Origin of the sequence: Thioclava sp. L04-15, assembly GCF_002020275.1 — a bacterium.
GTDB classification, from domain to species: Bacteria; Pseudomonadota; Alphaproteobacteria; order Rhodobacterales; family Rhodobacteraceae; genus Thioclava; species Thioclava marina.
Genome location: NZ_MPZW01000007.1, coordinates 83,848 through 110,642, shown reverse-complemented (window position 1 = coordinate 110,642; position 26,795 = coordinate 83,848). Strand labels below are relative to the sequence as shown.

The window sequence follows — 26,795 nt, the reverse complement described above, 5'->3', positions numbered from 1 at the left end:
TCCTCCTCCCGCGATTTCGCCGCAGACTAGCAACTGCCGCGCACCCGCTCTATTCGTAGAATTACGCAATCGGGGAGGCATTGCAGGGATGGGCAAGCAAGAGGAGGCAGAGGCAGCCGCGCTGGCCTTCGAGCACGCGCCCGTGGGCCTCGCACTCACCTGCGACCGGGTGATCGAGCGATGCAACGCGCGGTTTTGCGAGACCTTCGGCTATGGGGCCGAGGAGCTGGCGGGGCGTTCGCTGGCCGCGCTCTACCCTTCGGCCGAGGAGTTCCAGCGTATCGGCGAGATTGGTCGGCAGAAGATGCTCGACACCGGGCGCTATGCCGATGAGCGGATCATGCAGCGCCGCGACGGCGGGTTGTTCTGGTGCCGGGTCCGGGGCCAGTCGCTCACCCCCGACGATCCGTTCACCCGCGCGATCTGGAGCTTCGCTGACATCTCGGAATCGCGCCCCGTGGTGGATCTGACGGTGCGCGAGCGGCAGGTCGCGGCGTTTCTCGCCGAGGGGCGGACGAACAAGGAGATCGCCCGGCTTCTGAACCTTTCGCCGCGCACCGCCGAGGCCCATCGCGCGCGGCTGCAGGCCAAGCTCGGCGCGCGCAACGCAACCGAACTCGTGGCGCGGCTGACCGGACTGCCGGTCTGAACGCCGCCCTCTTCGTCCACGCTTGACGCTTGGGCATCTCTCATTTTATGAAACTGACGTCAGTTTCAGGAATCGTCAGAGATGCATCCTCGCCCCGCCCCGAAGGATCTCCCGATCCTCTCCTACCCCACCCATCTCGCGACGATCAGCGCGGGCCGCCCCAAGGGCGAACGGACCCGCGCGCAGATCCAGATCGCGGCCTGTGCGGTGCTCGATGGCAGCGGACCGCAGGATCTCACCATCTCGGCGATCTGCGAGAAGGCGAGCGTGTCGAACGGGACATTCTATCTCTACTTCCCCGACCGCGCGGTGTTGCTCGACACGCTGCTGAGCGATTTCGCCCTCTTTGTGCAAACGGCGATGCGCGCGGCGAGCGCGGCTCAGCCCGAGGCCGCCCCCCGCGCCGCCACGCGCGCCTATTTCGATCTGTTCGAGCAGAACCGCGGGCTCATGCGCTGCCTCGTGCATCACATCGACGCCTTTCCCGAGGCAAGCGCGGCCTTCCAGCGCCTGAACCGGGAGTGGATCGAAACCGTCGTGGCCGCCGTCGAGCGCCGGATGCGGCAAGATGGGCGGACCGAGACGATCCCACATGACGAGCTGATGCGGCGCGCCTATGCGCTCGGGGGGATGGTCGATCAGTATCTCTCGAGCCTTCTTTTGTCGCGCGACCCCACGCTGATCGCGCTCTCGAGAGACCGCGAGGCGACGCTCGAAACCTTGTCACTGATCTGGGAGCGGGGGATGTGGCCATGAGCACGATCAAGGGGGCCGAGCGCCTGTCGATGGCCGATCTCGCGCCACATATCGTGCAGGCCTGGGAGACGCAGCGCACCCATGTCGCGGCCCATTCGCCCTTCTATCAAACCCTCTGGGACGGGCGCGAGCCGCCGCGTGACCTGCGCGATCTGCCCGAGCTCCCGCTTTCGGACAAAACCCAGCTGCGCCTCTCACAGGCCGCCCATCCGCCTTTCGGGGATTATCTCGCAGCTCCGCGCAGCCTCGCGAACCGGCTGCATCGCACCTCGGGTACGACCGGTCAGGCGATGAACCTCGCGCTCTCGGCCCGCGACGCGCAGGTGACGCAGGCGGTTGGCGGGCGCTGCCATGCCTCGGCGGGGCTTGGTCCCGATCATACGGTGGTGCATTGCCTTAATTACCAGATGTGGATGGGCGGGCTGACCGATCACATGACGCTGGAGGCGACCGGCGCGCTGGTCGTGCCCTTCGGCGTGGGCGCGACCGATCTGCTGATCCGCACGATCCGCGAGGTCGGCATCACCGCGATCTCCTGCACACCCTCCTATCCGGCGGTGCTCGAACGGGTCCTCGCCGAGCGTTTCCCCGGGCTGAAGCCGCGCGATCTTGGGCTGAAGCTCGGGCTTTTCGGAGGCGAACCCGGGCTCGACGACCCCGCCTTCCGCGCCCGGCTGCGCGAGACCTGGGGGATGGAGCCGCGCAACGCCAATTACGGCGTCTCGGACGTGTTCTCGAATTTCGCCGCCGAATGCGCGCAGGACACGCGGCTGCATTTCATGGCCGCCGATGTTCTCCACCCCGAGCTGATCGAGCCTGAGAGCGGCACGCCCTTACCGCTGGAACCCGGCGCGCGAGGTGAATTGGTGCTGACCCACCTGGCACGCGATTGCCAGCCGCTTGTGCGCTTTCGCACCGGCGACATCATCGAGATCGGCGCGACCGAGCCCTGCGCTTGCGGCGGCACAGGCTTTCGGTTCTCGGTGGTCGGACGCTCGGACGACATGGTGGTGGTGCGCGGGCTCAACATGTTCCCCTCGATGGTGGCGGCCGTTCTCAACGAGATCGCGGAGCTTTCGGGCGACTATCGCATCACACTCGATGCGCCCCCGCCCCATGACACCCTGCCCGTTCAGGCCGAGCTTGCCGAAGGCGTGCCCGTCTCAGAAGCGCTACGCTACAAGGTAGAGCAGGCGATCAAGACGCGCCTTGGCGCAAGCGCCACCGTCACCCTCTGCCCCGCGCACGGTTTCCCGCGCACCGAGGGCAAGACGAAACGCGTGATCCGGAGCTACCGATGACCGATTTCAGCTATGAAACCGTGCTCAGCACGCTCGGCGACCACGGCGTTCGCACCATTACGCTCAACCGCCCCGAGCGGCTCAACGCGATGAACCGCGCGCTGATCGACGATGTCGCAAAGGCGTTTGAGGATGCCAATGCCGATCGCGCGACGCGCGCGATCATTTTCACCGGCGCGGGCAAGGCCTTCTGCGCGGGCGACGACCGAAAGGCCCACACCCATCCCGAGAGCGAGGAAGACGCCCGCAATCTGGTGGAGGCGATCCAGCGCGCGACCCATGCGATCACGCTCGGTGCGAAACCCGTGGTCGGCGCGATCAATGGCTGGGCCGTGGGAGGTGGCTTCGAATGGGCGATCAATTGCGACTTCCCGATCTGGGCGCGCAGCGCGACGGGGTTCTTCCCCGAGGTTTCGCTCAATCTCTTTGTCACCGGCGGCGTCACGGCACTGCTGCCCGCGCTGGTCGGGCTGAACAAGGCGCGTGAGATGCTGATCTTCGGAGAGCGTTACAGTGCCGAAGAGCTGGCGCGGATCGGCGTGGCCTGGAAGGTGGTCGAGGATGAGGAACTGATAGAGCACGCCACCGAGGTCGCCGCACGTCTGTCCGCCTTGCCGCCCCTGGCGCTGCGCGCAATGAAGCGCGTGCTCAACGCGGTCGCGATGCCGGACCTGCATCGAGCCCTTCAGCTTGAGACCGACGCGACCGTGACCGGATTCCTCGATCCGGAAACCACGCAAAGGCTCAAGTCCTTCTGACCACGTATTTCGTTATAATTCATATATTTAATATGAACACTTAAAGCTGCGGCGCGAAACGGAACCTCGCCACGGCTCCCGATCCCGCCCTTGTCCGCGCACGCGCCCACTCACCAATGCTTGATTTCGGGGCGATCCCGCGCGAAGCTTTGCCAACTCGGGTGAACTTTGCCGCCTATCCAACGGAGAACACTATGTTTCTTCTCGGCCTGATCGGAGCGATCTACGGACTGCTGATCCTCATCGGCCTGCCTTACGCACTGTTCACCATCCGAAGCCTGAAAGAGCGTATCGCACAGCTCGAAGCGAAGTTGGGAGAGCCCGAAGCGACGTCGACACCCGAGACTTCCGATCGGCAGTCCGCAACCCCGCCCCCGGTTCCGCCCCGCCCCGAAGCGACTGAAGGCCCCTGGCAGACTTCCGGGGTTTCGCCTCCTCCGATCATGCCCGAGACCCGGGAGCCGTCGAAGGCCTATGTCCTGCGCACAGAGAATTTCGCGCGTCTGGGGAACTGGCTGCGCACGAACTGGACACTGGCCGTGGCGGCGCTGTCGCTGATCTTCGGCGGTCTTTTCATGGTGCAATACGGCGTCGAGCGCGGGTTGCTGACGCCCCCTTTGCGGGTGATCGGCGCGCTGATCCTCGGGCTCGCGCTGATCGGCGGCGGCGAATGGCTGCGGCGCAAATTCGGCGATGTCTCGACGCCCAGCACGAAGCACCTCCCCTCGATCTTTGGCGGGGCGGGCGTGGTCGTGCTGTTCATCGGGATTCTAGCCGCGAATGCGCTTTATGGTCTGATCGGCCCCGGCGCCGCGATCGGGGGCGTGGCGCTGGTTGCCGCGGGCGCTGTGCTGATGGGTTGGCTTTACGGCGCGGTCCTGCCTGCGGTCGGGCTGCTGGGCGCGACCGGCGCGCCCTTCCTCGTGAGCGCAAGCGACACCGACGCCACGCCCTTCTACGCCTATTTCGCGATCATCGGGCTTGCCGGGCTCGCGATCGACAGCTTTCGCCATTGGGCCTGGGTCTCGGCGCTCGCACTCGTGCTCGCCTGTACGGGGCTTTCGTTCGTGCATCTTGACGTGGGCTCCGCGCCCGGTCTGCTCGGGGCGGCTTTCGCGCTCGGGCTTGGCGCGCTCGTTTTGCCCGAACGCCACCTTGTTCCCGCCTTCGATGGCGTGCCACTTCACCGCTGGCGCAAGGATCAACGCCCGGGCTTCCCGACCCTGCTCGGCGCGGCGGGCATCGTGATCGCGAGCCTCGGGGCGAGCGTCATTGCGCTCGATCCCGGCTCCAACCCGACCGAGTTCGCCCTCGGGATGGGCGCGCTTACCGCGATCTTCCTTGCGATCACATTCTGGCTTTATCGCGCCCCGACGCTGGATCTGACGATCGCCCTGCCCGGCATCGCCTTCCTTGCAGCGCTTGCCGTGCAACCCCGTCAGCAGGGCGAGATCTACCGGACCTTCCGCGCCTTGGTTGATGCGGCTCCCGAAACGCCGATGCCTGCAACGCTCTGGTGGCTGATGGGGGCGGCTGCGCTGATGGCGGCGACGGCGACCTGGCGGCTCAACCTGATCGCCACGCGCCCCGAAGTCGATGCCTCGGCTCGCGCCCTGCCCTGGGCGCTGGCAGCCTCGGCGATGATGCCCGCGAGCGCGCTGGTGATCGAGTTCCTCTGGAACCCGCGCGCGGTGATCGGAAATTACCCCTGGGCGCTCGCGGCGATGGCGGGGGCGGCGATGATGGTGCTGCTTGCGCAACGACGCGGCGCACGGGCCGGCGCCTCGCGGCCACGCGATCTGGGGCTTCTCGCGGCAGCCGCGATCCTGATGATCGCGCTGGCTTTCTTCCTGCTGCTGACCAAAGCCGCGCTGACCCTCGCATTGGCGCTGCTGATGGTGCTTGCAAGCCTGATCGACCGGCGCTTCGACCTGCGCGTTTTGAGTTGGGTCGCGCAGCTCGGCGCGGCTGTGATCGGCTATCGGCTGTTGATCGATCCCGGTTTCTTCTACGCGATCGAGGATGCAAGCTGGGCAGAGTTCGCGCTCTCCTATCTTGGTGCGATGGCAGGGTTCGAGGCGACGCGACGGATCGCCCGCAAGGACCGTCCCGTCCTGATTGCGGTGGCCGAGTCCGCCTTCCTGACCACTCTGGCGATGACCCTGACGCTTGCCATTACCCGCTATGTCGATCTTGACGGGCATAATTTCTGGCTGCCCGGGCTTTGTGCGGCCTCGTGGGCGGCCGTCGCTCTTGCCCAAGTCTGGCGGCTTCCCTCCTCGACACGCGCGGCGCGCGTGATCCGGGCGGTCTTTGCCGCGATTTCCGGCGTCACCGCCGCGGGCCTTGCGGCCATCGAGATCGGCACGACAAGCTGGATGGCCAATTTCGCGACGGGCATCGAGGTCAACGGGCCGCCGGTCTTCGACGGGCTCGCGCTGGCCTTCCTGCCGCTTGCGCTGACGCTCGCGCTTGGCGCCTGGGCGATGGGGCGGCGGCAAGAACGGCTCGCTCGGCTGCTACAACGCGCCCTCGTTCCGGGTGCGGCCGCGATAGCGCTGATCTGGGGATTTTTCGAGATCCGCAGGCTGTGGCGTGGCCCCGACCTGTCCGCATCCGGCCCCTCCGACGGCGAACTCTACAGCTACACTCTGGCGATGCTTCTGGTCTCACTGAGCGTTCTCGCCATCGCGGTCATACGTCGCTCCGAACCGTTGCGACGACTGGCCATGGGCGGCGTTGCCCTGACCATCGTCAAGGTCTTCCTTCTCGACATGAGCGGGCTTTCGGGCCTGACGCGCGTGGCCTCCTTCGTCGGGCTCGGCCTCGCGCTGGCGGGGCTGGCCTGGATCAACCGCAAGATAGACGCGCGTTGGCGCAAGGGCTGAGAGCGGTTTCGCCGAAGCTTTCATCGCTCTCACTCGGACATGACGCCGGGCCGGAAACCGAAACGGCGGGAGCGATTGCCTCGCCCCCGCCGTTCGCGGTTTCAATGGCGGGGGTGGGCTCAGAGCCAGCCACCCACCTTCAGCATCCGGGCAATCTCGCCCACGATCCCGCGGCGGAACAGCAGCACGCAGGCGATGAAGGTGCCACCGATGACGACCTGCACCCACGATCCTATGCCGCTGAGCATATGCTGTAGTGCCACCACGATCACCGCGCCCACCACGGGGCCGAAGATCGTCCCCATGCCGCCGAGCAGGGTCATCAGGATCACCTCGCCCGACATCTGCCAATGCGCATCCGTCAGCGAGGCGAACTGGAACACCAGCGCCTTGGTCGAGCCCGCAAGCCCCGCAAGCCCGGCCGAGAGCACGAAGGCCAGCAGCTTGAACCGATCCACGTTATAGCCCAGCGACAGCGCGCGAGGCTCGTTCTCGCGGATCGCCTGCAAGACCTGCCCGAAGGGCGAATGCACCACCCGGTAGATCACCGCGAAGCCGATCAGGAAGACGGCCGCCACGAAGTAATACATGTTGAGCGGCTGGCTCAGATCGATCACGCCAAGCAGGTGACCGCGCGGGATGCCCTGCAACCCGTCCTCGCCGCCGGTGAAGGGCATCTGCAACGCGAAGAAATAGACGATCTGCGCCAGCGCCAGCGTGATCATCGCGAAATAGATCCCCTGCCGGCGGATCGCGAGCATCCCGACCAGCCAGCCCAATGCGGCAGCGAATAGCGTCCCCGCCAGGATGCCCAGGATCGGCGGAAAGCCCCAGATCTTGATCACATGGCCCGCGATATAGGCCGCGCCGCCGAAGAAGGCGGCATGGCCAAAGGACAAGAGCCCGGTGAAGCCGATCAGCAGGTTGAAGGCTGCCGCGAAGAGCGCGAAGCACAGCAGCTGCATCGCGAAGACCGGGTAGAGGAACGCCGGGGCGATCAGTACCGCGGCAAGCAGCACCGCCCAGGCGAGCCCTTGCACGACCCGGCCGCGCTTCACGGTCTCGGGGGCAGTTTCGGCTTCGAATTCAGCGATATCCGTCATGATGCGCCTCCCTTACCCGTGTTTTCCGAACAGCCCTTGCGGGCGCACCAGCAGAACGATGACCATCAAGAGGAAGATCACCGTGTTCGAGGCGGGCGCGTAGAAGACCTTGGTGATCCCCTCGATCAGCCCCAGAGAGAAGCCGGTGACGACCGCGCCCAGGATCGAGCCCATGCCGCCGATCACCACCACCGCGAAGATCACGATGATCAGGTTCGCGCCCATCAGCGGGCTCACCGAATAGATCGGCGCGGCGAGAACACCCGCGAGCCCCGCAAGCCCTGTGCCGAAACCGAAGGTCAGCATCACCATCAGCGGCACGTTGATCCCGAAGGCCTTCACCAGCTCGGGGTTCTCGGTGCCCGCCCGCAGGCGCGCGCCGATATGGGTGCGCTCGATGATGAACCAGGTTCCGAAGCAGACGATGATCGAGAAGACGATCACGAAGAGCCGGTATTTCGGGAACATCATGAAGCCGAGATTGACGACGCCTTTCAGGCTGTCGGGCATCCCCGGATAGGGCGTGCCCGAGGCGTTGAAGAAGTTGATGAACACGCCTTGCAGCACCAGCGTGATCCCGAAGGTCAGCAGCAGCGAATAGATCGGGTCGAGCTTGTAGAGACGGCGCAGCAGGAAGCGCTCGATCAGCATGCCGAAAGCAGCGACCATCAGCGGCGCGAGCACCAGCGCGGGCCAGAAGCCGATATGAAGCGCGTCGATACCGAGCCACGGCCCGAGGTTCGAATAGAGGATGAGCGCCAGGAACGCGCCCAGCATGTAAAGCGCGCCATGCGCGAAATTCACCACGTTCAGCAGGCCGAAGATCACCGCGAGCCCAAGGCTGAGCATCGCGTAGAACACGCCGTTATTGAGGCCCAGCATACCCTGGGCGAGGATCAGTCGGATCATGGGATCCATCGGGTTTTTCCTCCCTGTCGGACCGGTTTCCCGGCCCGGATTCTCGTTACACGCTCAGGTAATGGTTGAGCCGGTCCATGCTGGCCTCGACATCGGCAGCCTCGATCACGTCGATCACCTCGCCATGTTCGATGACGTAATGGCGATCGGCGAGCGGGGCTGCGAAGCGGAAGTTCTGCTCCACCAGCACGATCGTATAGCCGCGCGATTTCAGGTCGCGGATCACCCGGCCCAGCGTTTTCACGATGACCGGGGCCAGCCCTTCGGTAATCTCGTCGAGCAGCAAAAGCCGCGCGCCTGTGCGCAGGATGCGCGCGATCGCCAGCATCTGCTGTTCGCCCCCCGAGAGCCGCGTGCCCATCCGTTTGCGCACATTGGCGAGGTTCGGGAACATCTCGAACAGTTCCTCGACCGACATGCCGTTTTCTCCCACTGTGGGGGGCAGCATCAGGTTCTCTTCCACGCTGAGCGAGGCGAAGATGCCGCGCTCCTCGGGGCAAAAGCCGATCCGCGCATCGGGCGAGATCCGGTGGGCGGGCTTGGTGATGAACTCTTCGCCATTGATCAGGATCGAGCCCTCTCGGCGATCCACCATCCCCATGATCGAGCGCAGCGTGGTCGAACGTCCTGCGCCATTGCGGCCCAGAAGCGTGATCAGCTGGCCTTCCGCCAGTTCGAGATTGATCCCGTGCAGCACGTGGCTTTCGCCGTACCAGGCATGGAGCCCTTCGATCTTGAGCATCGGTTTCGTCAGGGTCTGCGTGCTCATGCGCCGGCCTCCTGCTCTTCGGCGGAGACGCCCATATAGGCCTCCATCACGGCCGGGTTCTTCGAGACCTGATCGTAGGTGCCCTCGGCCAGAACCTCGCCGCGCGCGAGCACGGTGATGGTATCGGCCAGCTCGGCCACGACCCCAAGGTTATGTTCGACCATGACGATGGTGCGACCTTCGCGGACGCGCCCGATCAGCTCGGTCACGGCGCCCACATCCTCGGTGCCCATGCCCTGCGTCGGCTCATCGAGCAGCATCAGCTCGGGCTCGAGCCCCAGCGTCGTCGCGATCTCCAGCGCGCGCTTGCGCCCGTATGGCAGCTCGACCGCCTTGAGATGCGCGTAATCTGCCAGCCCGACCTGATCGAGCCGCGCGATCGCCTGCGCGTCGAGATCATGCAGCACCTTGGTCGAGCGCCAGAACTGGTAGCTCACCCCGAGGCTCTTCTGCAGCGAGAGGCGGACGTTTTCCAAGGCGGTCAGGTGCGGAAAGACGGCCGAGATCTGGAACGAGCGCACGATGCCCATATTCGCGATCTCGGCGGGTTTGCGGCGGGTGATGTCGTTCCCGTTGAACAGGATCTCGCCCGAGGTGGGCGTGATGAACTTGGTCAGCAGGTTGAACATCGTCGTCTTGCCCGCGCCGTTCGGGCCGATGATCGCGTGAATCGCGCCGCGCGCGATGGACAGATCCACGCCGTTGACGGCAACGAAGCCGCCGAAACTCTTGGTCAGGTTGCGCGCCTCGAGGATGGTATCGCTCATGCAGGGCCCTTCGAACTGATACGTCAAGAGGCGGGGAGCACGCAGCCGCGCCCCCCGCCCTGTTTCTGGTTCAGATCAGTTGTTGACGAGCGGGCAGCCGCCGTCGGCGAGCGAGGCATAGGCCTCGTTGCCCGGGATCGTGCGGACCACGTCGGCCACGTCCCACGGATCGGTGCCGCCATCCTTGACCTTCAGGAGATACATGTCGTGCTCGAGCAGACCATCGGGACGGATCGTGCCGCCCTTCGCGAAGAAGTCGTCGATCTTCATCTTGCCAAGCTCGGCGCGGACCTTGTCGGGATCATCCGTGCCCGCCGCCTCGATCGCCTTCAGATAGGCCATCGTCAGCGAGTAGTCAGCCGCGTGCGGGAAGGTCGGGGCTTCGCCACCCGAGAACTTCTCGTATTCTTCCTTCCACTTGCGCGAGGCGTCGTCCTGGTTCCAGTACCAGCCCGAGGTGAATTGCAGACCCTTGGCAACATCGGTGCCAAGCGACTTCACGTCCGAGATCAGCACCAGCATGCCCGCGAGTTGCTGACCGCCTTCGACGATGCCGAATTCATGGGCCTGCTTGATCGCGTTGACGGTGTCCTGGCCAGCATTGGCCAGACCGATCACCTTCGCGCCCGAGCTTTGCGCCTGAAGCAGGTAGGACGAGAAATCGGTCGTCGCCAGCGGCACGTCGGAGCTGCCCACGACCGAGCCGCCGAGCGTCTCGACGACGCTTGCGGTGTTGTCCTGAAGCGCGTGGCCGAAGGCGTAGTCGGCGGTGATGAAATACCAGCTGTCGCCGCCGTTCTTCACGACCGCCGTCGCGGTGCCCACAGGCAGCGCATGGGTGTCATAGCCGTAATGGATGCCGTAATTGGTGCACTCCTTGCCGGTCAGCGCCGACGTGGCCGCCCCCGTGGCGAAGGTCAGCGTGTGCTTCTCCGAAGCGAGCTGCTGCACAGCAAGCGCCACGGCCGAGTTGGTGAGGTCGGCGATCATGTCCACGTGATCCTGGTCGATCCACTGGCGCGCGGTCGCGGAGCCCACATCGGCCTTGTTCTGGTGGTCGGCCGAGATCACCTCGATCGGCTTGCCCAGCACCGTGCCGCCGAAATCGCGCACCGCCATCTTGACGGCATCGACCGCGCCCTTGCCCGAGAAACCGGTCGAGTAGACACCCGACATGTCGCCCAGCACGCCGATCTTGACGACACCGTCCGAGATCGCGTCCTGCGCCATCGCCGCCCCTGCGCCGAGGCTGATCGCGAGCGCGCTGACGCTTGCGGTGATTGCTTTCTTCATGAACCATCCTCCCTGGTTTTTCCGAAACACGCCTCCAGCCTTCCGCTCCGGTGATCCGTGCGGATGGGTGCAAGAGGCCTCGCCCCTAGGCCGAGCGCCCGGGGCTGTTTTCTGGTGTATTTCTCTGTCCTCCTGCCGAACCGGGCTGTCTTGCTCCTCCCCCGTTCGGTCGCCCCATCAGCTAGAGCCGGCGTCCGGCTTTCAACCCGTTGATCCGCACAGATCCATCACGTCAGGTAAACTTTTCTTGAGCGATCGTGAGCAAAGCGGAGTGCGACGCCGCTCGCGCTCGCTGCCGCCTAATGCCGCATGGATGCCAGATCGGGATGGACCCCCGCCCTGCCCCTCCTCTAGAGTTCGGGCCATGAACCGACCTGAGACGGAGCCCGACCCGATGCGCGCAAAGGACAGCCCTCCCGCAGAAACGACCACGCTGAAGCGGCCGATGCTCGCCAAGGCCCGCGAGAGCCTGCGCACGGCCTGCGACCAGCTCAACATCCACCCCGATGTGTTCGAGGAACTGAAATGGCCGCGCGAGACCCTGTCCGCGACCTTGCTGATCCGCATGGACGATGGCAGCCGACGCGCCTTCAAGGCCTGGCGCTGCCGCTATAACGACCGGCGCGGGCCGACCAAGGGCGGCATCCGCTTTCACCCCAACGTCTCGCTCGACGAGATCGAGACGCTCGCCTTCTGGATGACGTTCAAATGCGCGGTCGCGAACCTGCCCTTCGGCGGCGGCAAGGGCGGGGTCTGCGTCAACACCAAGGAGCTTTCGCAGACCGAGCTCGAACGCCTCAGCCGCGCCTATATCGAGGCCTTCGCCCCCTTCGTCGGTCCCGATCGCGATATCCTCGCGCCGGACATGTACACCAACGGGATCGTCATCGCCTGGATGGCCGATGAATACAGCTCGATCACCGGGCAGGCCTCGCCCAGTGCGCTGACCGGAAAGCCGCTGGCCTTCGGCGGCACGGTCGGGCGCGTCGATGCGACCGCGCGCGGCGGCTATCACGCGCTGCGCCATCTCGAGAACTCGCTCGAGATTGACCCGGACAAATCCACCGTCGCGATCCAGGGCTTCGGCAATGTCGGATATCACTGCGCGAAGCTGCTGCATGCGGATGGCTACACCATCGTCGGCATCAGCGACTCCTCGGGCGGGATCTATGACGAGAAGGGTTTCGACCCGCTCGCGGTGATGCAGCACAAGCACGAAACGGGTTCGGTTCAGGGGGCCAAGGGGCACGGCAAGACCCGCAACATCACAAATGCCGATCTGCTGGAACTCGACTGCGAAGTGCTGGTGCCGGCCGCGCTGGAGCGTCAGATCACGCTGGAAAATTGCGACCGGGTCAAGGCGCGGGTGATCCTCGAGCTTGCCAACGGACCGATCGCCCCCGCTGCCGACCGCAAACTCACCGAAGACGGGCGCATCATCATCCCCGACATCCTCGCCAATGCGGGGGGCGTGACGGTCTCGCATCTCGAATGGGTGCAGAACCGGTCCGGCTACTACTGGGATGCCTCGGAAGTCGCCGATCACCTGAAGAAAACGATGGAGCGCGAGACCCAGGCGATCTGGGCGCTGCATAACGAGATGAAGCTCTCGATGCGCGAAGCGGCCTATATCCACGGGCTGCGGCGGATTGCGGAATCGGTCGAGGCGCGCGGCACGCAGGCCTATTTCGACGGGGATTGAGGGAGTCTCAATCCTTCAACACCTCGACCGCGGCCTCGCGTTCGGGCGACACGGGCAGCTGGCTATCGCTGATCTTGGTCAGGTGATATTCGATCCGCCAGAGGTGATATCCCACCCGGTCGAGCCAGCGCATCGCATCGAGGCGCTCGCCCATCTCCTCGGCGTTCAGGCGCCCCGATCCACCCGTCACGATCCGGGCGCGATAAATCTCGCGTTGCTTGCGCAAAAGCCGGCTGAGCCGGTCCAGCCGATGCTCGAGCGCCGCGCGATCCGCGTCCTGCGCGGCCAGTCCCGCGCATCCCGCCAGCAGCCCGGCCAGCCGCCGCAACCGCGCATCCCGGCGAAGGGTCGCAAGTCGTGGCTCCTGAGTGCAACGGAAATTCAGCCGCCGCAAGTGATCGAGCGCATGCAAGATCGAGGAGAGCCGCGCCGCATCCGGATCGGTCTTTTGCAGCGTGGGGACCGCCTCGACGAAACTGCGCAGCTCAGCAATCGCGGCGCGGATATCGCGCAGCTCCGCCTTCTCGTCGCGCGTATCCTCTCGGTGACGCAGCCGGTGCGCGAGATAGGCGAATTGCGCCTTCGCGATCGCTTCATGCGTCGACACCGCCGCATCCATTGCAGCCCTCGGGTCGCTCAGCATTTCCTTGCCAAGGCTGCGGGTGAGCGAAAGCCCCCTGTCGCGCACGATCAAGGTCACGAGCCGCGCGAAAGGACGCGCGAAAGGCAGGATCAGCACCACGCCGAGGATATTGAACCCGGAGTGAAAAGCCACGAGGGCGATCTGGCCGTCGAGCCCGATCCCCTGGGGCCCGAGCGCCACGCTGACAGGCCCGAGCAGCAGAAACGCCATCACCCCGGTCAGGCAGTTGTAGATCACATGTGACAGCCCCGTGCGCCGCGCCGGGGTCGAGCCGCCGAGCGTCGCGAGCGCCGCCGTCCCCGTCGTGCCGACATCCATCCCGATCACCAGCGCCATCGCCTGCGGCAGGTTGATCACCCCTGCGCCCAGCAGCGCAAGCGCCGTCGTCACCCCGGCGCTCGAGGATTGGGTCACGAGCGTGATCACGATACCGATGCCGATCAGCTGCAAACGGCCGAAAAGATCGTCGTTCGGGAAATCGGCCGGCGTCAGCACACCCTCGAGCCCCGAAAGGCTCGATTTCAGCACGTCGATGCCAAGAAATATCAGCGCGAACCCGGCGAGGGCCGTGCCGATCAGCGGCAGCCTCGCACCTCCGAAGAGCCGCGCGAACGCGCCAAGGAAGATGAGCGGCATGGTGATCTGGCCCAGATCGAGCTTGAACCCGAGGATCGCCGCGAGCCACCCCGTCATCGTCGTCCCGATATTGGCGCCGAAGATGATCCCCAGCGCCTGCGGAAAGCTCAGCAGTCCGGCGCTGACGAAGCCGACCGCCGTCACCGTGGTCGCGCTCGACGACTGGATCAGCGCGGTTGTCGCCGCCCCCGTCACCGCGCCGCTCAGCGGCGTATTGGTGAAACGGGCGAGAACGCGGCGCAGCGATTGCCCCGCGAGCCCCTGAAGCCCTTCGGTCAGCCAGATCATTCCGAAGAGGAACAACCCGACCCCGCCGAGCGCATTGACGGCGTTCCAGATCATGCGCCTACTATTCTCTCAGCCCTCGCGCTTCACAAGGGCCCAAAGCGCTCCGTTCACGGTCGGGGCACGGTCTGGGGATCACGCGTTTCTGTTTGCGCAATGGCTCGACGTTTCGGGACATCACCCAAAGACGATGCTTTAAGAACGAGACGTAACCCACTCTAAGCGATGAATTATTACCGGATTCAGGTCGGGAAATATGGATTCTCCGCGCACGCGAGCGCAGACTGAACCTCATCGCCCTCCGTTTTCGGATCGCATTTGAAGCGCATAGCGCGGGCAAGACGTGTCCCCCGCGGCGTTTCCGCGCGCAAGGGCTGAAGGTCCGAAATTTCCGCGCGCGGATCAGCGCTCCGCGCGACCCCACGCCTCAGAGCAAAAAGATCCGCCTGCGGCAAAGCTTGACCGGCGCCTGCTCTCGACGCAGGTTGCCCTTGGCCAGGCTCGGGCACATCGCCCGCATCCCGCGCCGGACGTAAGCGAAAGGGCGGCGCAGAGGTGGAGCATACGACGACTGACCGGTTGAAGGTCGCATTGCTGGGGATCGCGCTCGCGGGGCTGCTGGTCGGTCTGGGCCTGCATTTCGCGGGCCAGCCCGAGATCGCACGGCTCGTCTGGATCGCGGGGGTGTTGCCCGCGCTGATCGCGCTGGTGATCGAGATCGTCTCGAGCATCGCGCAGGGCGAGGTCGGGCTCGATATCGTCGCCGCCCTGTCGATGAGTGCCGCCCTGGCCTTCGACGAAACACTCGCGGCGGCGGTGGTCGCGGTGATGTATTCGGGCGGCACCTTTCTGGAGAGCTTTGCCGAGGGCCGCGCGCGGCGCGAGATGCGCGATCTTCTCTCGCGCGTGCCGCGCACGGCGACTCGCCATCGCGATGGCGGGCTCGAAGAGATCCCGCTCGACGAGATCGCCCCCGGCGACCGGCTGCTGATCCGGCAGGGCGACGTGGTGCCCGCCGACGGCACGATCGCATCGCAGGCCGCCTTTCTCGACACCTCCGCGCTGACGGGCGAGCCGATGCCAGTACGCAGCGCCCGAGGCGACGAGGCGTTGAGCGGGTCCACCAATGCGGGCGAGGCCTTCGATCTGATCGCGACGCGCATGGCCAGCGACAGCACCTATGCCGGGATCGTGCGTCTCGTCGAAGAGGCGCAGCGTTCCAAGGCGCCGATGTCGCGGCTCGCCGATCAGTGGTCGCTGGGATTTCTCGCCGTGACCGTCGCGATCGCGCTGGCGGCCTGGTGGTTCACCGGCGATCCGATCCGCGCGGTGGCGGTACTGGTCGTGGCGACCCCCTGCCCGTTGATCCTCGCCGTGCCGGTCGCCCTCGTGGCGGGGCTGTCGCGGGCGGCGCAATTCGGCGTGCTGATCAAGGGGGCGAGACCGCTCGAAGCGATGGCGCGCATCCGCACGCTGATCCTCGACAAGACGGGCACCCTGACCGATGGCCGTCCACGGATCGTTTCAATCGACAGCCACGACAAGATGGAGACCGCCGAGATCCTGCGCTTCGCAGCGGCACTCGATCAGGCTTCGAAACATCCCGTCGCCCAGGCGATCGTCGCGGCGGCACAGGAGCAGGGCCTCAGCCTTCCGGTGCCCAGCGAGGTCGCGGAAATCCCCGGCGAAGGCGTGATCGGAGAGATCGAAGGGCATCGCGTTCTCGTCGGCGGAGACGCCTTCGTCGCCAAACGCGTCGGGCGACCGGCGGGCGAGCATGGCGCGTTCCCCACCGGCTCGGTCCTCGTCGCGGTGGCAGTCGATGGGCATATGGCGGGCCATCTCGTCATGGCCGATCCACTGCGCGAGGGCGCCCCGGAGATGATCGCACGACTGCGTCGGGAGGGGATCGAGCGGATCCTGCTTGCAACCGGGGACCGCGCCGAGGTGGCGCGCGTGGTGACCGCGGGGCTGGGGCTCGATGCGCTGCGTGCAGGCCTCACGCCCGACCAAAAGGTGCTGACGGTGCTGACCGAGCGCAAGAACGGGCCAGTGATGATGGTCGGCGACGGGGTGAATGATGCGCCTGCGCTGGCGGCGGCGGATGTGGGCGTCGCGATGGGCGCGCGCGGGGCCGCAGCCTCGGCCGAAGCCGCCGATGTCGTGCTGCTGGTCGACCGGGTCGACCGGCTCGCACCGGGCATCGAGATCGCCCGCCGCGCACGCCGGATCGCAACCCAGAGCGTCATCGCAGGGATCGGACTTTCGGTGCTGGGCATGATCGCGGCTGCTTTGGGCTATCTGACGCCGGTCGAAGGCGCTTTGCTTCAGGAAGCAATCGACGTGGCGGTGATCCTCAACGCCTTGCGCGCGCTGCGAATTCGCCCCGAAACGCAAGACAGCGCGACATGACCCGGTGCCCCGAATGCGCATTTTGCCTGAGGATTGTCACGCGAATGGAAAGTTGTTCAGGTACTGAAACCAACGAAGCTCACTATGATTTCGCCGAAAAGGCTAACCGTCTGACTTCATTGATCGCGCAATCTCGATAAGGTTTTACTATACAGACGATTAGAATTTAGAATTTTTGTTTATGACGCAGCCTGATACAACCGTCGCACAGCTGCGGATGACGACCGCACTTCAAGATGATGGCACCCCGGGCCAGATCGCGCCCCGGACGACCAAGCGACAGCTTTTGCTAGGGAGAGATCCAGATGGACGGAAATGATGTGAACACTTCGGGCAAGTGCCCGGTGATGCATGGCAGCAATACTGCCATGGGCTCGAATGTGATGGATTGGTGGCCCAACGCCCTCAATCTCGACATTCTGCACCAACATGACACCAAGACCGATCCGCTCGGCCAGGCTTTCGACTATGCCAAGGAAGTCGAAAAACTCGATTTCGAAGGCGTGAAGGCCGATCTGCATGCGCTGCTGACCGACAGCCAGGACTGGTGGCCGGCCGACTGGGGCCATTATGGCGGTCTGATGATCCGTTTGGCCTGGCACGCGGCAGGCTCCTATCGTCTGGCCGACGGGCGTGGCGGTGGCGGCACCGGCAACCAGCGTTTCGCACCGCTGAACTCCTGGCCCGACAACGCGTCGCTCGACAAGGCCCGTCGCCTGCTCTGGCCGATCAAGAAGAAATACGGCAACCGCCTCAGCTGGGCCGACCTGATCATCCTCGCCGGCAATGTCGCCTATGAGAGCATGGGTCTGAAGACCTTCGGCTTCGGCTTTGGTCGCAAAGACATCTGGCACCCCGAGACGGACACCTATTGGGGCGCCGAGAAGGAATGGCTCGCCCCCTCGGACGAGCGCTATGCGGATGTCGACAAGCCCGACACGATGGAAAACCCGCTCGCCGCAGTGCAGATGGGCCTGATCTACGTGAACCCCGAAGGCGTGAACGGCCAGCCCGACCCGATGAAGACGGCAGCGCAGGTGCGCGAGACCTTCGCGCGCATGGCGATGAACGACGAGGAAACCGTTGCGCTGACCGCAGGCGGCCACACCGTCGGCAAATGCCACGGCAATGGCGACGCCTCGGCGCTCGGCCTCGAACCCGAAGCGGCCGATGTCGATCAGCAGGGCCTTGGCTGGTTCAACCCGAACATGAAAGGGCTGGCGACCAACGCGATCACCGGCGGTCCGGAAGGCGCGTGGACGACGAAACCGCTCGAATTCGACATGGGCTATTTCGACATGCTCTTCGGCCATGAGTGGGAAATCACCCAGAGCCCCGCGGGCGCGAAGCAATGGAAGCCTGTCGAGATCGCCGAAGAGGACATGCCGGTCGACACTTCGGACCCGACCCAGCGCCGGATGCCGATGATGACCGATGCCGACATGGCGATGAAGGTCGATCCGATCTACAACGCGATCTGCCAGAAGTTCATGGCCAATCCCGAGTATTTCAAGGACACCTTCGCCCGCGCCTGGTTCAAGCTGACCCATCGCGACATGGGCCCGAAGGTCCGCTACAAGGGCCCGTGGGTGCCTGCGGAAGACCTGATCTGGCAAGATCCGGTGCCCGCCGGTTCGACCGGTTGGGACGTGGATGCGGTGAAGGCGAAGATCGCAGCTTCGGGCCTGTCGGTGGCCGAACTGGTCTCGACCGCCTGGGACAGCGCGCGCACCTATCGCGGCTCGGACATGCGCGGCGGCGCCAATGGCGCGCATATCCGTCTCGCTCCGCAAAAGGACTGGGCGGGCAACGAGCCCGCGCGCCTGCAAAAGGTGCTCTCGGTACTCGAACCGATCGCGGCCGAAGCCGGGGCCTCGGTGGCCGACGTTATCGTTCTGGCGGGCAACGTTGGCCTTGAGAAAGCGATCAAGGCGGCTGGCTATGATGTCGCGGTGCCCTTCGCACCGGGTCGCGGCGACGCGACCGACGAGATGACCGATGCCGACAGCTTCGACGTGCTCGAACCGCTCGCCGATGGCTTCCGCAACTGGCTCAAGAAGGACTACATCGTCTCGCCCGAGGAGATGCTGCTCGACCGCGCCCAGCTGATGGGGCTCACCGCGCCGGAAATGACCGTCCTGATCGGCGGCATGCGGGCGATGGGCACCAACCACGGTGGCACCAAGCACGGCGTCTTTACCGACCGCGAGGGTCAGCTGACGAACGACTTCTTCGTCAACCTGACCGACATGGCCTATAGCTGGCACCCGGTGGGCAATGGCGCCTACGAGATCCGCGACCGCAAGACCGGCGCGGTGAAATGGACCGCCAGCCGCGTCGATCTGGTCTTCGGCTCGAACTCGATCCTGCGCTCCTATGCCGAGGTCTACGCCCAGGACGACAATGGCGAGAAATTCGTGAAGGATTTCGTGGCCGCCTGGACCAAGGTGATGAACGCCGATCGCTTCGACCTGGCCTGATCCGAACGGTTCGGAAAAAGACTGTCACCCCCGCCTGCGTGCGGGGGTGATTTCGTTTCGCGATCTCGAATGTCCGCCGCGCCCCAAGGGACAGGCGGCAGGCCAAATCTGACCGCGCCCTATTCCAGCTCGTTCAGATCCCCGCGCAGCGCCTCGACCCGGTCGAGATGCGCCCGCCCTGCCGCACCCAGCTCACGCGCGACTTCCAGAGTGATCATCCGCAACAGCGTCATCGGGGCGGCGTAGCTGTCGAGGAATTGCGCGGTGTCGACATGACAGCTCAGCGTCCAGCGCGCCAGCGCCGGAGCCCCGCGCACGGTCGGATCGCTCACCAGAAGCACCGGTACGCGCTGAGCCGCAATCTGTTCCACAGTGCGCAGAAAATCCGCCGGACGCCGTCGCAGCCCGATCACAATCGCCAGATCTTGCGCCCCGAGCCCCGCGATCGCCTCCGCGCGGGTCTGCCCCGGCATCAGCAAAGGCGCCACCCCGGGCCGGATCTGGGCCAGCTGCGCGGTCAGATATTGCGCGAGGAAATGGCTATTGCGAAACCCCAGCGTCCGGATCTGCCCCGCCCCGGCGATGGCCTGCGCGATCTCGGCCAAAAGCGGCTGCGGCACGCCGCGCAGTGTCGCCTCGAGCCGTGCCGCCTCTTCCTGCAAAAGGGCCGAAAGCGGATCGCCCGCAGGCGTGCCCTGCCCCGCCCCACCAGAGAGATAGAGCGGCGAACCGGTTTCGCGCAACCGCCGCGCCTCCTGACGGGCAGCATCGAAATTGCGATAGCCCAGCCGCTGGAAGAACCGGCTCACCGTCGCGTTCGAGACCCCCGCCTGCCCCGCAAGCTCAGACGCCGAGAGAAAGGCCAACTCGCCCGGGGCGGCCAGAACCTGATCGGCGATCCGTCTCTCGCCCTCGGAGAGTTCCGAAAATGCCCGGTGGATACGCTGTGAAACCGATCCGGGCACGGCGGATGCATATTTTTCGGGCATTTCCGGACTCCCTCTGTGGAAATCTATTTTCGCATTGTCAGTTTTTACGAAAATGGTTTTGCATCGAGAGGACAGCACGGATCAAGGAGAATCGCAACGTGTCCGAGATTGCCAATACGGCGCGGCGCTGGAGCCTGCGGGTGAACCGCGTGGTCGAGATCGCCTGCGTGGTGCTGCTCGCGCTGCTGGTGCTCGATGTCTGGCTGGGTGTGCTGGTGCGCTACGTGATCCCGCTGCCGCTGACCTTCACCGAGGAACTCGCGCGCTACCTGATGATCTGGATGGCGCTGCTCGCGGTGTCGTCGGGCATCGCCTATCGCGAGCATATCGGGGTCGAATTCATCTTCGGCCGCCTGCCCGCGAAGATGCGTCGCTGGCTCGCCGTCAGCTTCGACGCGATGGCGTTCCTCTTCTTCGCGCTGCTGTTTCTCTACGGGCTCGGCTTCACGATCCGCGGCTTCTCGCGCTTCACGATGATCAACGCGATTCCCAAGGCCTATCCCTTCGCGGGGGTTCCGCTCGCGGCCTTCATGGCGGCGCTGCAACTGCTGCTGGTCGGCATTCATGACTTCTTTTCCGCCCGCGCGCCCGAGCGCACCGGCGCCACCCTCGTTCAGGGAGAGGAATGATGGGCACGCTGTTCGTCGTCATCGCGTTTTTCGGACTGATGGCCCTTGGGATGCCGGTTGGTTTCTCCATCGGGATCGCGGGGATGATCGGCATCCTCGACATGGGACCGCGCTTTCTCGCGATGGCGCCGGATCGCGTCTTTGCGGGCCTTGATCTGTTTCCCTTCCTCGCGATGCCGTTCTTCATCCTCGCGGGCGAGATCATGAACCGCTCGGGAATTACCGAGGGGCTGGTGAAGCTGGCCGATGCGCTGGTGGGCTGGATGCGCGGCGGCATGGCGCATTCGAACATGGTGGCGAGCGTGATGTTCGCGGGGCTGACCGGGGCGGCCACGGCCGATGCGGCGGCCTTCGGCAATACGCTGGTGCCCGCGATGCAGCGCGCGGGCTATTCGCGCGGCTATGCCTGCGCGGTGACGGCGGCGGGCTCGATCATCGGGCCGACCATCCCGCCCTCGACGCTGGCGATCATCTACGGCTCGATCATGGGGGTGTCGATCGCGGGTCTGTTCGCGGCAGGTATCCTGCCGGGCCTGCTGATCTGCGCGATCTGCATGGGCGTAATCGCGGCCCATGCGAAGCGCAAGAACCTGCCCAAAGGTCAGGGCCGCCCGAGCATCCGCATCGTCTTCACCGCGCTGCGCGAGGGCTTCCTCGCGGTGCTGCTGCCGGTCTTCATCCTCGGCTCGATCCTGGGCGGATGGGCCACGCCCACCGAGGCCGCCGCCATCGCGGTCGCCTATGCGCTCTTCGTGGGCGGCGTGATCTACCGCGCGCTGAGCTGGCGCGACCTTTACGAGATCGCCCTGCGCACCACCCGCATCACCGGCGTGATCTTCCTCATCATCGCCTCGGCCTCGATCCTCGGCTGGTGGATGACCTTCAACCGCATCCCGCAAGAGATCGCGAGCGGCATGCTGTCGTTCTCGTCGAACCCGCAGGTGATCATCGGCATGATCCTGTTGCTGTTGCTCGCGATCGGGCTGGTGATGGATATCAACGCGACGCTGATCATCCTTGCCCCCGTGCTCGCGCCGCTGACGCTGCAGATCGGGATGGACCCGGTGCATGCGGGCATCATGATCATTCTCGCGCTCAATATCTCGCTGATGACCCCACCCGTCGGCGCCTGCCTCTTCGTACTGGCCTCGGTCACCGGCGAGAAGGTCGAGGGTATCACCAAAGAGCTCTGGCCCTTCATCCTCGCCGAGGTCGCGATCCTCATCATGATCGCCTTCTGGCCGAGTCTCACCCTCTTCGTTCCCAGACTGCTCGGGCTATGAACCCGTGCGGCATCCAACCCAACAGGAAAGGATCCCCTCCATGAGTTTCATGAAATTCGCAGCGACGACGCTCGCCGCCGCCTGCATGGCGTTTCAAGCGCAGGCCGCCGATATCACGATCCGGCTGGCGCACCTGAACCCCGAAGACCCGTTCGGCAGCCATTCGGGCGCGATGGCGGCGGTGTTCAAATCGATCGTCGAGAGCAATTCGGGCGGCCGGATCGAGGTGCAGCTGTTCCCGAACGGCCAGCTTGGCAAGGATAACGAGGTGATCGACCAGGTCCGCAACGGGCTGGTGGAAAGCGTGATCTCGTCCTCGGGCGGCATCGCGCAGCACTACCCGCTCGTGGGCGTGTTCGACATTCCCTTCGCCTTCCCCAATATCGGCGTGGCCTCCAAGGTGATCACCAAGGACAGCTCGTTCGGCAAGAAGTTCACCGCCGATCTCGAAGCCAAGACCGGGCTGAAGGTTCTGGGGCTGCTCGACTCGGGCGGGTTCTTCGAATTCACCAACTCGAAGAAGCCGATCAAGACGGTCGAGGACATGGCGGGCCTGCGCATCCGCACGATGACCGTCCCGACGCAGGAGGCGCTGGTGAACTCTCTGGGCGCGAACGCGACGCCGATGCCCTGGGCAGAGCTTTACACCGCGCTTCAGACCGGCGTTGTCGATGGCGAGATGAACCCGGTTCCGATCATCGCGTTTGCGAAATTCGACGAGGTGCAGAAATACCTCTCGCTGACCAACCACCTCATCACCCCCTATGTCTGGACGATGAACGAGGACTTCTACAAAGGCCTGAGCCCCGAGGATCAATACCTGATCTCCTGGGCGGCTGACGTCGCCACCGATGCGGGCCGCTCGATGAGCCGCGTCATCGAAGCCTCCGACAAGGGTCTGCCGGCACTGGCGGCCAAGATGGAAGTCAACGCGGTCGATCCGGCCGAGCTCGAGAAATTCGCCGCCGCCTCGCAGCCTGCCGTGCGTGCGCTCATCGAAGAGAAATTCGGCGCCGAGGGCACCGAGATGCTCGACGCGATGATGACCTCGATCAACGAAGAGAAGACCGACTTCTGATCGGTCCGACTGGCCCGGGCGGCAGGGTTTCGCCCGGGCATTTTTCCCGCCAGACTGAGCGGGCTCGACATATCCAAAGGTTTACTGATGTCCACCGAACTCCACCACGCGCCGGGAACGGACGCGGCCTTTACCCTGCTGCTCAACCCCGAAGCTCGCAGCGACGGAAACTGGAGCCCAGCGCAGGATGCGATCCTGAGCGATGCGGGCCTCGCCGCTGCGCGCGCGACGATCTCGGGCTGGCCGGGCTATGCCCCGACGCCGCTGCATGCCCTGCCCGCGCTGGCCGCCGATCTTGGCGTTGCCGCGATTCATTACAAGGATGAGGGCGGGCGCTTCGGTCTGGGCAGTTTCAAGGCGCTCGGCGGCGCTTACGCGGTGGCGCGACTGCTGCAATCGGAACTCGGCAAGCGGCTGGGCCGCCCCGTTTCGATGGAAGAGATCACCTCCCGCGCGATCCCTCAGGCCCGCGAGATCACCGTCTGCTGCGCCACCGACGGTAATCACGGCCGTTCGGTCGCCTGGGGGGCGCAGAGCTTCGGCTGCAACTGCGTGATCTTCATTCACGCCACTGTCTCCGACGGCCGCAAGACCGCGATCGAAGCCTATGGTGCCGAGGTGCGCCGTTGTGCGGGCAATTACGACGATAGCGTTCGCGAGGCGCAGGAGACCGCAACGCGCGAAGGCTGGTTCGTGGTCTCCGACACCTCCTATCCGGGCTACATGGAGGTGCCCAAGGACGTGATGCAGGGCTATGAGGTGATGGCGGCGGAGGCCTTCGATGCGCTCGATCAGCCCCCCACCCATGTTTTCCTGCAAACCGGCGTGGGCGGGATGGCCGCTGCGGTCGCCGCGCAGGCCGTGCGCCGCTGGGGCGCGGCACGTCCCAGGATCGTCCTGTGCGATCCCGACCAGTCGGCCTGCTGGCTCGACAGCTTGCGCGCGGGCGAGCCGGTCGCGGTCGAGGGCGATCTCGATACGCTGATGGCGGGGCTGGCCTGTGGCGAGGTCTCCGCGCTCGCCTGGGAGGTCCTGAAGGATCATGCCGATGCGGTGATGGCCCTGACCGATGCCGCCGCCGTGGCCGAGATGCGCCGTCTCGCCCATCCGCTGCCCGGCGATCCGCCGATCGTGGCGGGCGAGTCCGCCGTGGCAGGTCTTGCGGGGCTGGCCGCCGCGATGACGGTCGCCGAAGCCCGCGCGGCCCTCGAACTTGACGAGACCTCGCGCGTCGTCGTGTTCGGGACCGAAGGCGATACCGATCCGGCCCTTTATGAAGAACTCGTCGGCATGAGCGCCGAGGCCGTGAGGGCGCAAGCATGAGCGGACCGGAAATTTCCTCTAGCCGTCTTCTCGACCGGGTCGCCGGTCTGGGCCGCGTCGGCGCGCTGTCGGGCGGCGGGGTCTGTCGCCTCGCGCTCACCGATACCGACCGCGCCGGGCGCGACTGGCTGGTGGCACAGATGGAGGCCCTCGGGCTGACCGTCTCGATCGACGCGATCGGCAATATCTGGGGGCTGCGCAAAGGGTTCGTCGATGGCGCGCCGGTGATGATGGGGTCGCATATCGACACGGTGGCGACGGGCGGGCTTTATGACGGGGCGCTTGGCGTGCTGGCGGGGCTCGAGGTGATCGCGGCGCTCAATGAAGCGGGCATCACCACCCATGCGCCTCTGGCCGTGGCCGCCTTCACCAACGAGGAAGGCGCGCGCTTTGCCCCCGACATGATGGGGTCCGGCGTCTACACGGGCGCGCTCGACCGCGAGGAGATGCTGGCGACCGTCGCGACTGATGGCTCGGCGATCTTCGGAGAAGAACTCGACCGGATCGGCTATCGCGGCAGCGACTTGCCGGTGACGCCCGCAGCCTATCTGGAGCTGCATATCGAACAGGGCCCGGTCCTTGAACGCGAAGGGATCCGCATCGGGGCCGTGACCGGCGTGCAGGGGATTTCCTGGACCGAATACACGATCTCGGGGCAGTCGAACCACGCAGGGACCACGCCGATGGCGCTGCGCCACGACGCGGGCGTTGTGGCTGCGAAAATCGCTCTGGCCGCGCATGAGATCGCCGCCGGTCTCGGACCGCCCCAAGTCGCGACCGTGGGGGTGTTCGAGCTTTCGCCCGCGCTGGTTAACGTCGTGCCCGAGAAAGCGCGACTGACCGTCGATCTGCGCAACACCGACAACGACCTGCTCAAACAGGCCGAAGCACGGTTGCAAAGCGCCGCCGCAGAGGCCGCGAGCGCGCATGGCTGCACGCTTGCGCGGCGCAGCCTCGTCCGGTTCGACCCGGTCGCGTTCGCGCCTCAGGTAATTGACCGCGTCGAGGCCGCCGCCAACGCGCGCCAGCTCAGCGTGAAACGGATGCCTTCGGGCGCAGGGCATGACGCGCAGATGTTCGCGCCCGCCTGCCCGACCGCGATGATCTTCGTGCCCTCGAAGGACGGGCTCAGCCACAATATCAACGAACATACCGAGGCGCAGGACCTCGTCGCGGGCGCGCAGGTGCTGCTCGACGTCGTGCTCGATCTCGCAGGAGGCAAATCATGAGCCGCAGTTTCATCGTCGCGGGCGCCCAGCTCGGCCCGATCGCCAAGGAAGAGACCCGTCCCTCCGTCGTCGCGCGGCTTTGCGCCATGATGCGCGAGGCGAAGGCGCGTGGTGCGGAACTCGTGGTCTTTCCGGAACTGGCGCTGACCACCTTCTTCCCGCGCTGGTGGCCCGAGAACCAGGACGAGATCGACCGCTGGTTCGAGACCGAAATGCCCGGGCCCGACACGCAGCCGCTCTTCGATCTGGCGGTGGAACTGGGGATCGGCTTTCACCTCGGCTATGCTGAGCTGACCCCCGAGGGACGCCATTTCAACACGGCGATCCTCGTCGGCCCCGATGGCGCGATCCTGGGCAAATATCGCAAGATCCACCTGCCCGGCCATCGCGACCGGCAGGATTGGCGGCCCTTCCAGCATCTCGAGAAATACTATTTCGAGAAGGGCGATCTGGGCTTTCCCGCATTCGATGCATTCGGCGGCAAACTCGGCATGTGCATCTGCAATGACCGGCGCTGGCCCGAGACCTGGCGGATGCTGGGGCTCAACGGGGCAGAGCTGGTGGTTCTGGGCTATAATACGCCCCTGCATTACCCGCCCGCGCCCGAACATGACCACCTGCAATATTTCCACAACGAGCTGTCGATCCAGGCGGGCTGCTATCAGAACGGGCTCTGGGCGGTTGCGGTGGCCAAGGCGGGCTTCGAGGAGGGGTGCGAGCTGATCGCGGGCTCGGTCATCGTCGCCCCCACCGGCGAGGTGCTCGCCCGCACGCAAGGTTCGGACGACGAGGTGATCACCGCGCGGATCGATCTCGACCGCTGCTCGGAGATCCGGCGCAATGTCTTCGATTTCGCGCAGCATCGCGAACCCGAGGAATATCGCAAGATCGCCGAACGCTGAAC

At 65.4% G+C, this 26,795-nt stretch carries 21 protein-coding genes; 14 read left to right on the top strand and 7 right to left on the bottom strand.

Translation table 11 applies throughout. The annotated features are described in order from the left end of the window. Positions 1 to 88 precede the first annotated feature (88 nt). The 5 genes from BMI90_RS14930 (at position 89) to BMI90_RS14910 (ending at position 6,352) form a co-directional block, all read left to right on the top strand. Positions 89 to 649, top strand: a complete 561-nt coding sequence (locus BMI90_RS14930) for a PAS and helix-turn-helix domain-containing protein (RefSeq protein WP_078530292.1) — start codon at positions 89 to 91, stop codon at positions 647 to 649. 81 nt (positions 650 to 730) lie between these two features. Further along, a complete protein-coding gene (locus BMI90_RS14925; protein WP_078530291.1) occupies positions 731 to 1,405 on the top strand; it encodes a TetR/AcrR family transcriptional regulator in 675 nt (224 codons plus the stop codon). Next, a complete protein-coding gene (locus tag BMI90_RS14920; RefSeq protein WP_078530290.1) occupies positions 1,402 to 2,706 on the top strand; it encodes an AMP-binding protein in 1,305 nt (434 codons plus the stop codon). The genes BMI90_RS14925 and BMI90_RS14920 overlap by 4 nt, the downstream gene beginning before the upstream one ends. Beyond that, complete coding sequence (locus BMI90_RS14915) at positions 2,703 to 3,464, top strand: enoyl-CoA hydratase/isomerase family protein (RefSeq protein WP_078530289.1); 762 nt, start codon at positions 2,703 to 2,705, stop codon at positions 3,462 to 3,464. The genes BMI90_RS14920 and BMI90_RS14915 overlap by 4 nt, the downstream gene beginning before the upstream one ends. Positions 3,465 to 3,658: 194 nt before the next feature. After that, entirely contained in the window at positions 3,659 to 6,352 is a 2,694-nt protein-coding gene (locus tag BMI90_RS14910; RefSeq protein ID WP_168172801.1) for a DUF2339 domain-containing protein, read from the top strand. 119 nt (positions 6,353 to 6,471) lie between these two features. On the opposite strand, the gene BMI90_RS14905 is transcribed toward BMI90_RS14910, so the two are convergent. The 5 genes from BMI90_RS14905 to BMI90_RS14885 form a co-directional block, all read right to left on the bottom strand. Continuing rightward, entirely contained in the window at positions 6,472 to 7,455 is a 984-nt protein-coding gene (locus BMI90_RS14905) for a branched-chain amino acid ABC transporter permease (RefSeq protein ID WP_146671309.1), read from the bottom strand. Positions 7,456 to 7,467: 12 nt separating this feature from the next. After that, positions 7,468 to 8,373, bottom strand: a complete 906-nt coding sequence (locus tag BMI90_RS14900; RefSeq protein WP_078530287.1) for a branched-chain amino acid ABC transporter permease — start codon at positions 8,371 to 8,373, stop codon at positions 7,468 to 7,470. 46 nt (positions 8,374 to 8,419) lie between these two features. Then, positions 8,420 to 9,142, bottom strand: coding sequence for an ABC transporter ATP-binding protein (locus BMI90_RS14895; RefSeq protein ID WP_078530286.1), 723 nt, complete (start codon positions 9,140 to 9,142; stop codon positions 8,420 to 8,422). Further along, complete coding sequence (locus BMI90_RS14890) at positions 9,139 to 9,909, bottom strand: ABC transporter ATP-binding protein (protein ID WP_078530285.1); 771 nt, start codon at positions 9,907 to 9,909, stop codon at positions 9,139 to 9,141. The genes BMI90_RS14895 and BMI90_RS14890 overlap by 4 nt, the downstream gene beginning before the upstream one ends. A 75-nt stretch (positions 9,910 to 9,984) precedes the next feature. Then, entirely contained in the window at positions 9,985 to 11,202 is a 1,218-nt protein-coding gene (locus BMI90_RS14885) for an ABC transporter substrate-binding protein (protein WP_078530284.1), read from the bottom strand. A gap of 364 nt (positions 11,203 to 11,566) precedes the next feature. Here BMI90_RS14885 and BMI90_RS14880 point away from each other — a divergent pair, with 364 nt between their 5' ends. Then, a complete protein-coding gene (locus tag BMI90_RS14880; protein WP_210401964.1) occupies positions 11,567 to 12,904 on the top strand; it encodes a Glu/Leu/Phe/Val dehydrogenase in 1,338 nt (445 codons plus the stop codon). Between the two features lie 7 nt (positions 12,905 to 12,911). Here BMI90_RS14880 and BMI90_RS14875 read toward each other — a convergent pair whose 3' ends face one another. Next, entirely contained in the window at positions 12,912 to 14,525 is a 1,614-nt protein-coding gene (locus BMI90_RS14875) for a Na/Pi symporter (RefSeq protein ID WP_078530283.1), read from the bottom strand. Positions 14,526 to 15,023: 498 nt separating this feature from the next. On the opposite strand from BMI90_RS14875, the gene BMI90_RS14870 reads away from it, so the two are divergent. Further along, a complete protein-coding gene (locus BMI90_RS14870; RefSeq protein WP_078530282.1) occupies positions 15,024 to 16,880 on the top strand; it encodes a heavy metal translocating P-type ATPase in 1,857 nt (618 codons plus the stop codon). Between the two features lie 305 nt (positions 16,881 to 17,185). Then, a complete protein-coding gene (gene katG, locus BMI90_RS14865) occupies positions 17,186 to 19,360 on the top strand; it encodes a catalase/peroxidase HPI (RefSeq protein WP_078530281.1) in 2,175 nt (724 codons plus the stop codon). A 119-nt stretch (positions 19,361 to 19,479) separates the two neighbouring features. Here the strand turns inward: katG and BMI90_RS14860 are convergent, their stop codons facing one another. Next, the gene (locus BMI90_RS14860; protein ID WP_078530280.1) at positions 19,480 to 20,349 is read right to left on the bottom strand and encodes a MurR/RpiR family transcriptional regulator; all 870 of its coding nucleotides are present in this window, start codon (positions 20,347 to 20,349) and stop codon (positions 19,480 to 19,482) included. A 98-nt stretch (positions 20,350 to 20,447) separates the two neighbouring features. Between BMI90_RS14860 and BMI90_RS14855 the strand changes: the two genes are divergently transcribed. From BMI90_RS14855 to BMI90_RS14830, 6 genes are all read left to right on the top strand, one after another. Continuing rightward, the gene (locus BMI90_RS14855; protein WP_051692762.1) at positions 20,448 to 20,978 is read left to right on the top strand and encodes a TRAP transporter small permease; all 531 of its coding nucleotides are present in this window, start codon (positions 20,448 to 20,450) and stop codon (positions 20,976 to 20,978) included. Continuing rightward, on the top strand, positions 20,978 to 22,261 hold the full coding sequence (locus tag BMI90_RS14850) for a TRAP transporter large permease (protein WP_093470172.1): 1,284 nt from the start codon (positions 20,978 to 20,980) through the stop codon (positions 22,259 to 22,261). The genes BMI90_RS14855 and BMI90_RS14850 overlap by 1 nt, the downstream gene beginning before the upstream one ends. A 40-nt stretch (positions 22,262 to 22,301) precedes the next feature. After that, positions 22,302 to 23,339 carry a DctP family TRAP transporter solute-binding subunit gene (locus BMI90_RS14845; protein ID WP_245795066.1) on the top strand — a complete coding sequence of 346 codons (1,038 nt, stop codon included), beginning with the start codon at positions 22,302 to 22,304 and terminating at the stop codon, positions 23,337 to 23,339. A gap of 87 nt (positions 23,340 to 23,426) precedes the next feature. Then, on the top strand, positions 23,427 to 24,662 hold the full coding sequence (locus tag BMI90_RS14840; protein ID WP_078530279.1) for a diaminopropionate ammonia-lyase: 1,236 nt from the start codon (positions 23,427 to 23,429) through the stop codon (positions 24,660 to 24,662). Then, on the top strand, positions 24,659 to 25,891 hold the full coding sequence (locus BMI90_RS14835; RefSeq protein WP_078530278.1) for a Zn-dependent hydrolase: 1,233 nt from the start codon (positions 24,659 to 24,661) through the stop codon (positions 25,889 to 25,891). The genes BMI90_RS14840 and BMI90_RS14835 overlap by 4 nt, the downstream gene beginning before the upstream one ends. Then, positions 25,888 to 26,793: an N-carbamoyl-D-amino-acid hydrolase gene (locus BMI90_RS14830; RefSeq protein WP_078530277.1), complete on the top strand. Its 906-nt coding sequence runs from the start codon at positions 25,888 to 25,890 to the stop codon at positions 26,791 to 26,793. The genes BMI90_RS14835 and BMI90_RS14830 overlap by 4 nt, the downstream gene beginning before the upstream one ends. Positions 26,794 to 26,795 lie beyond the last annotated feature (2 nt).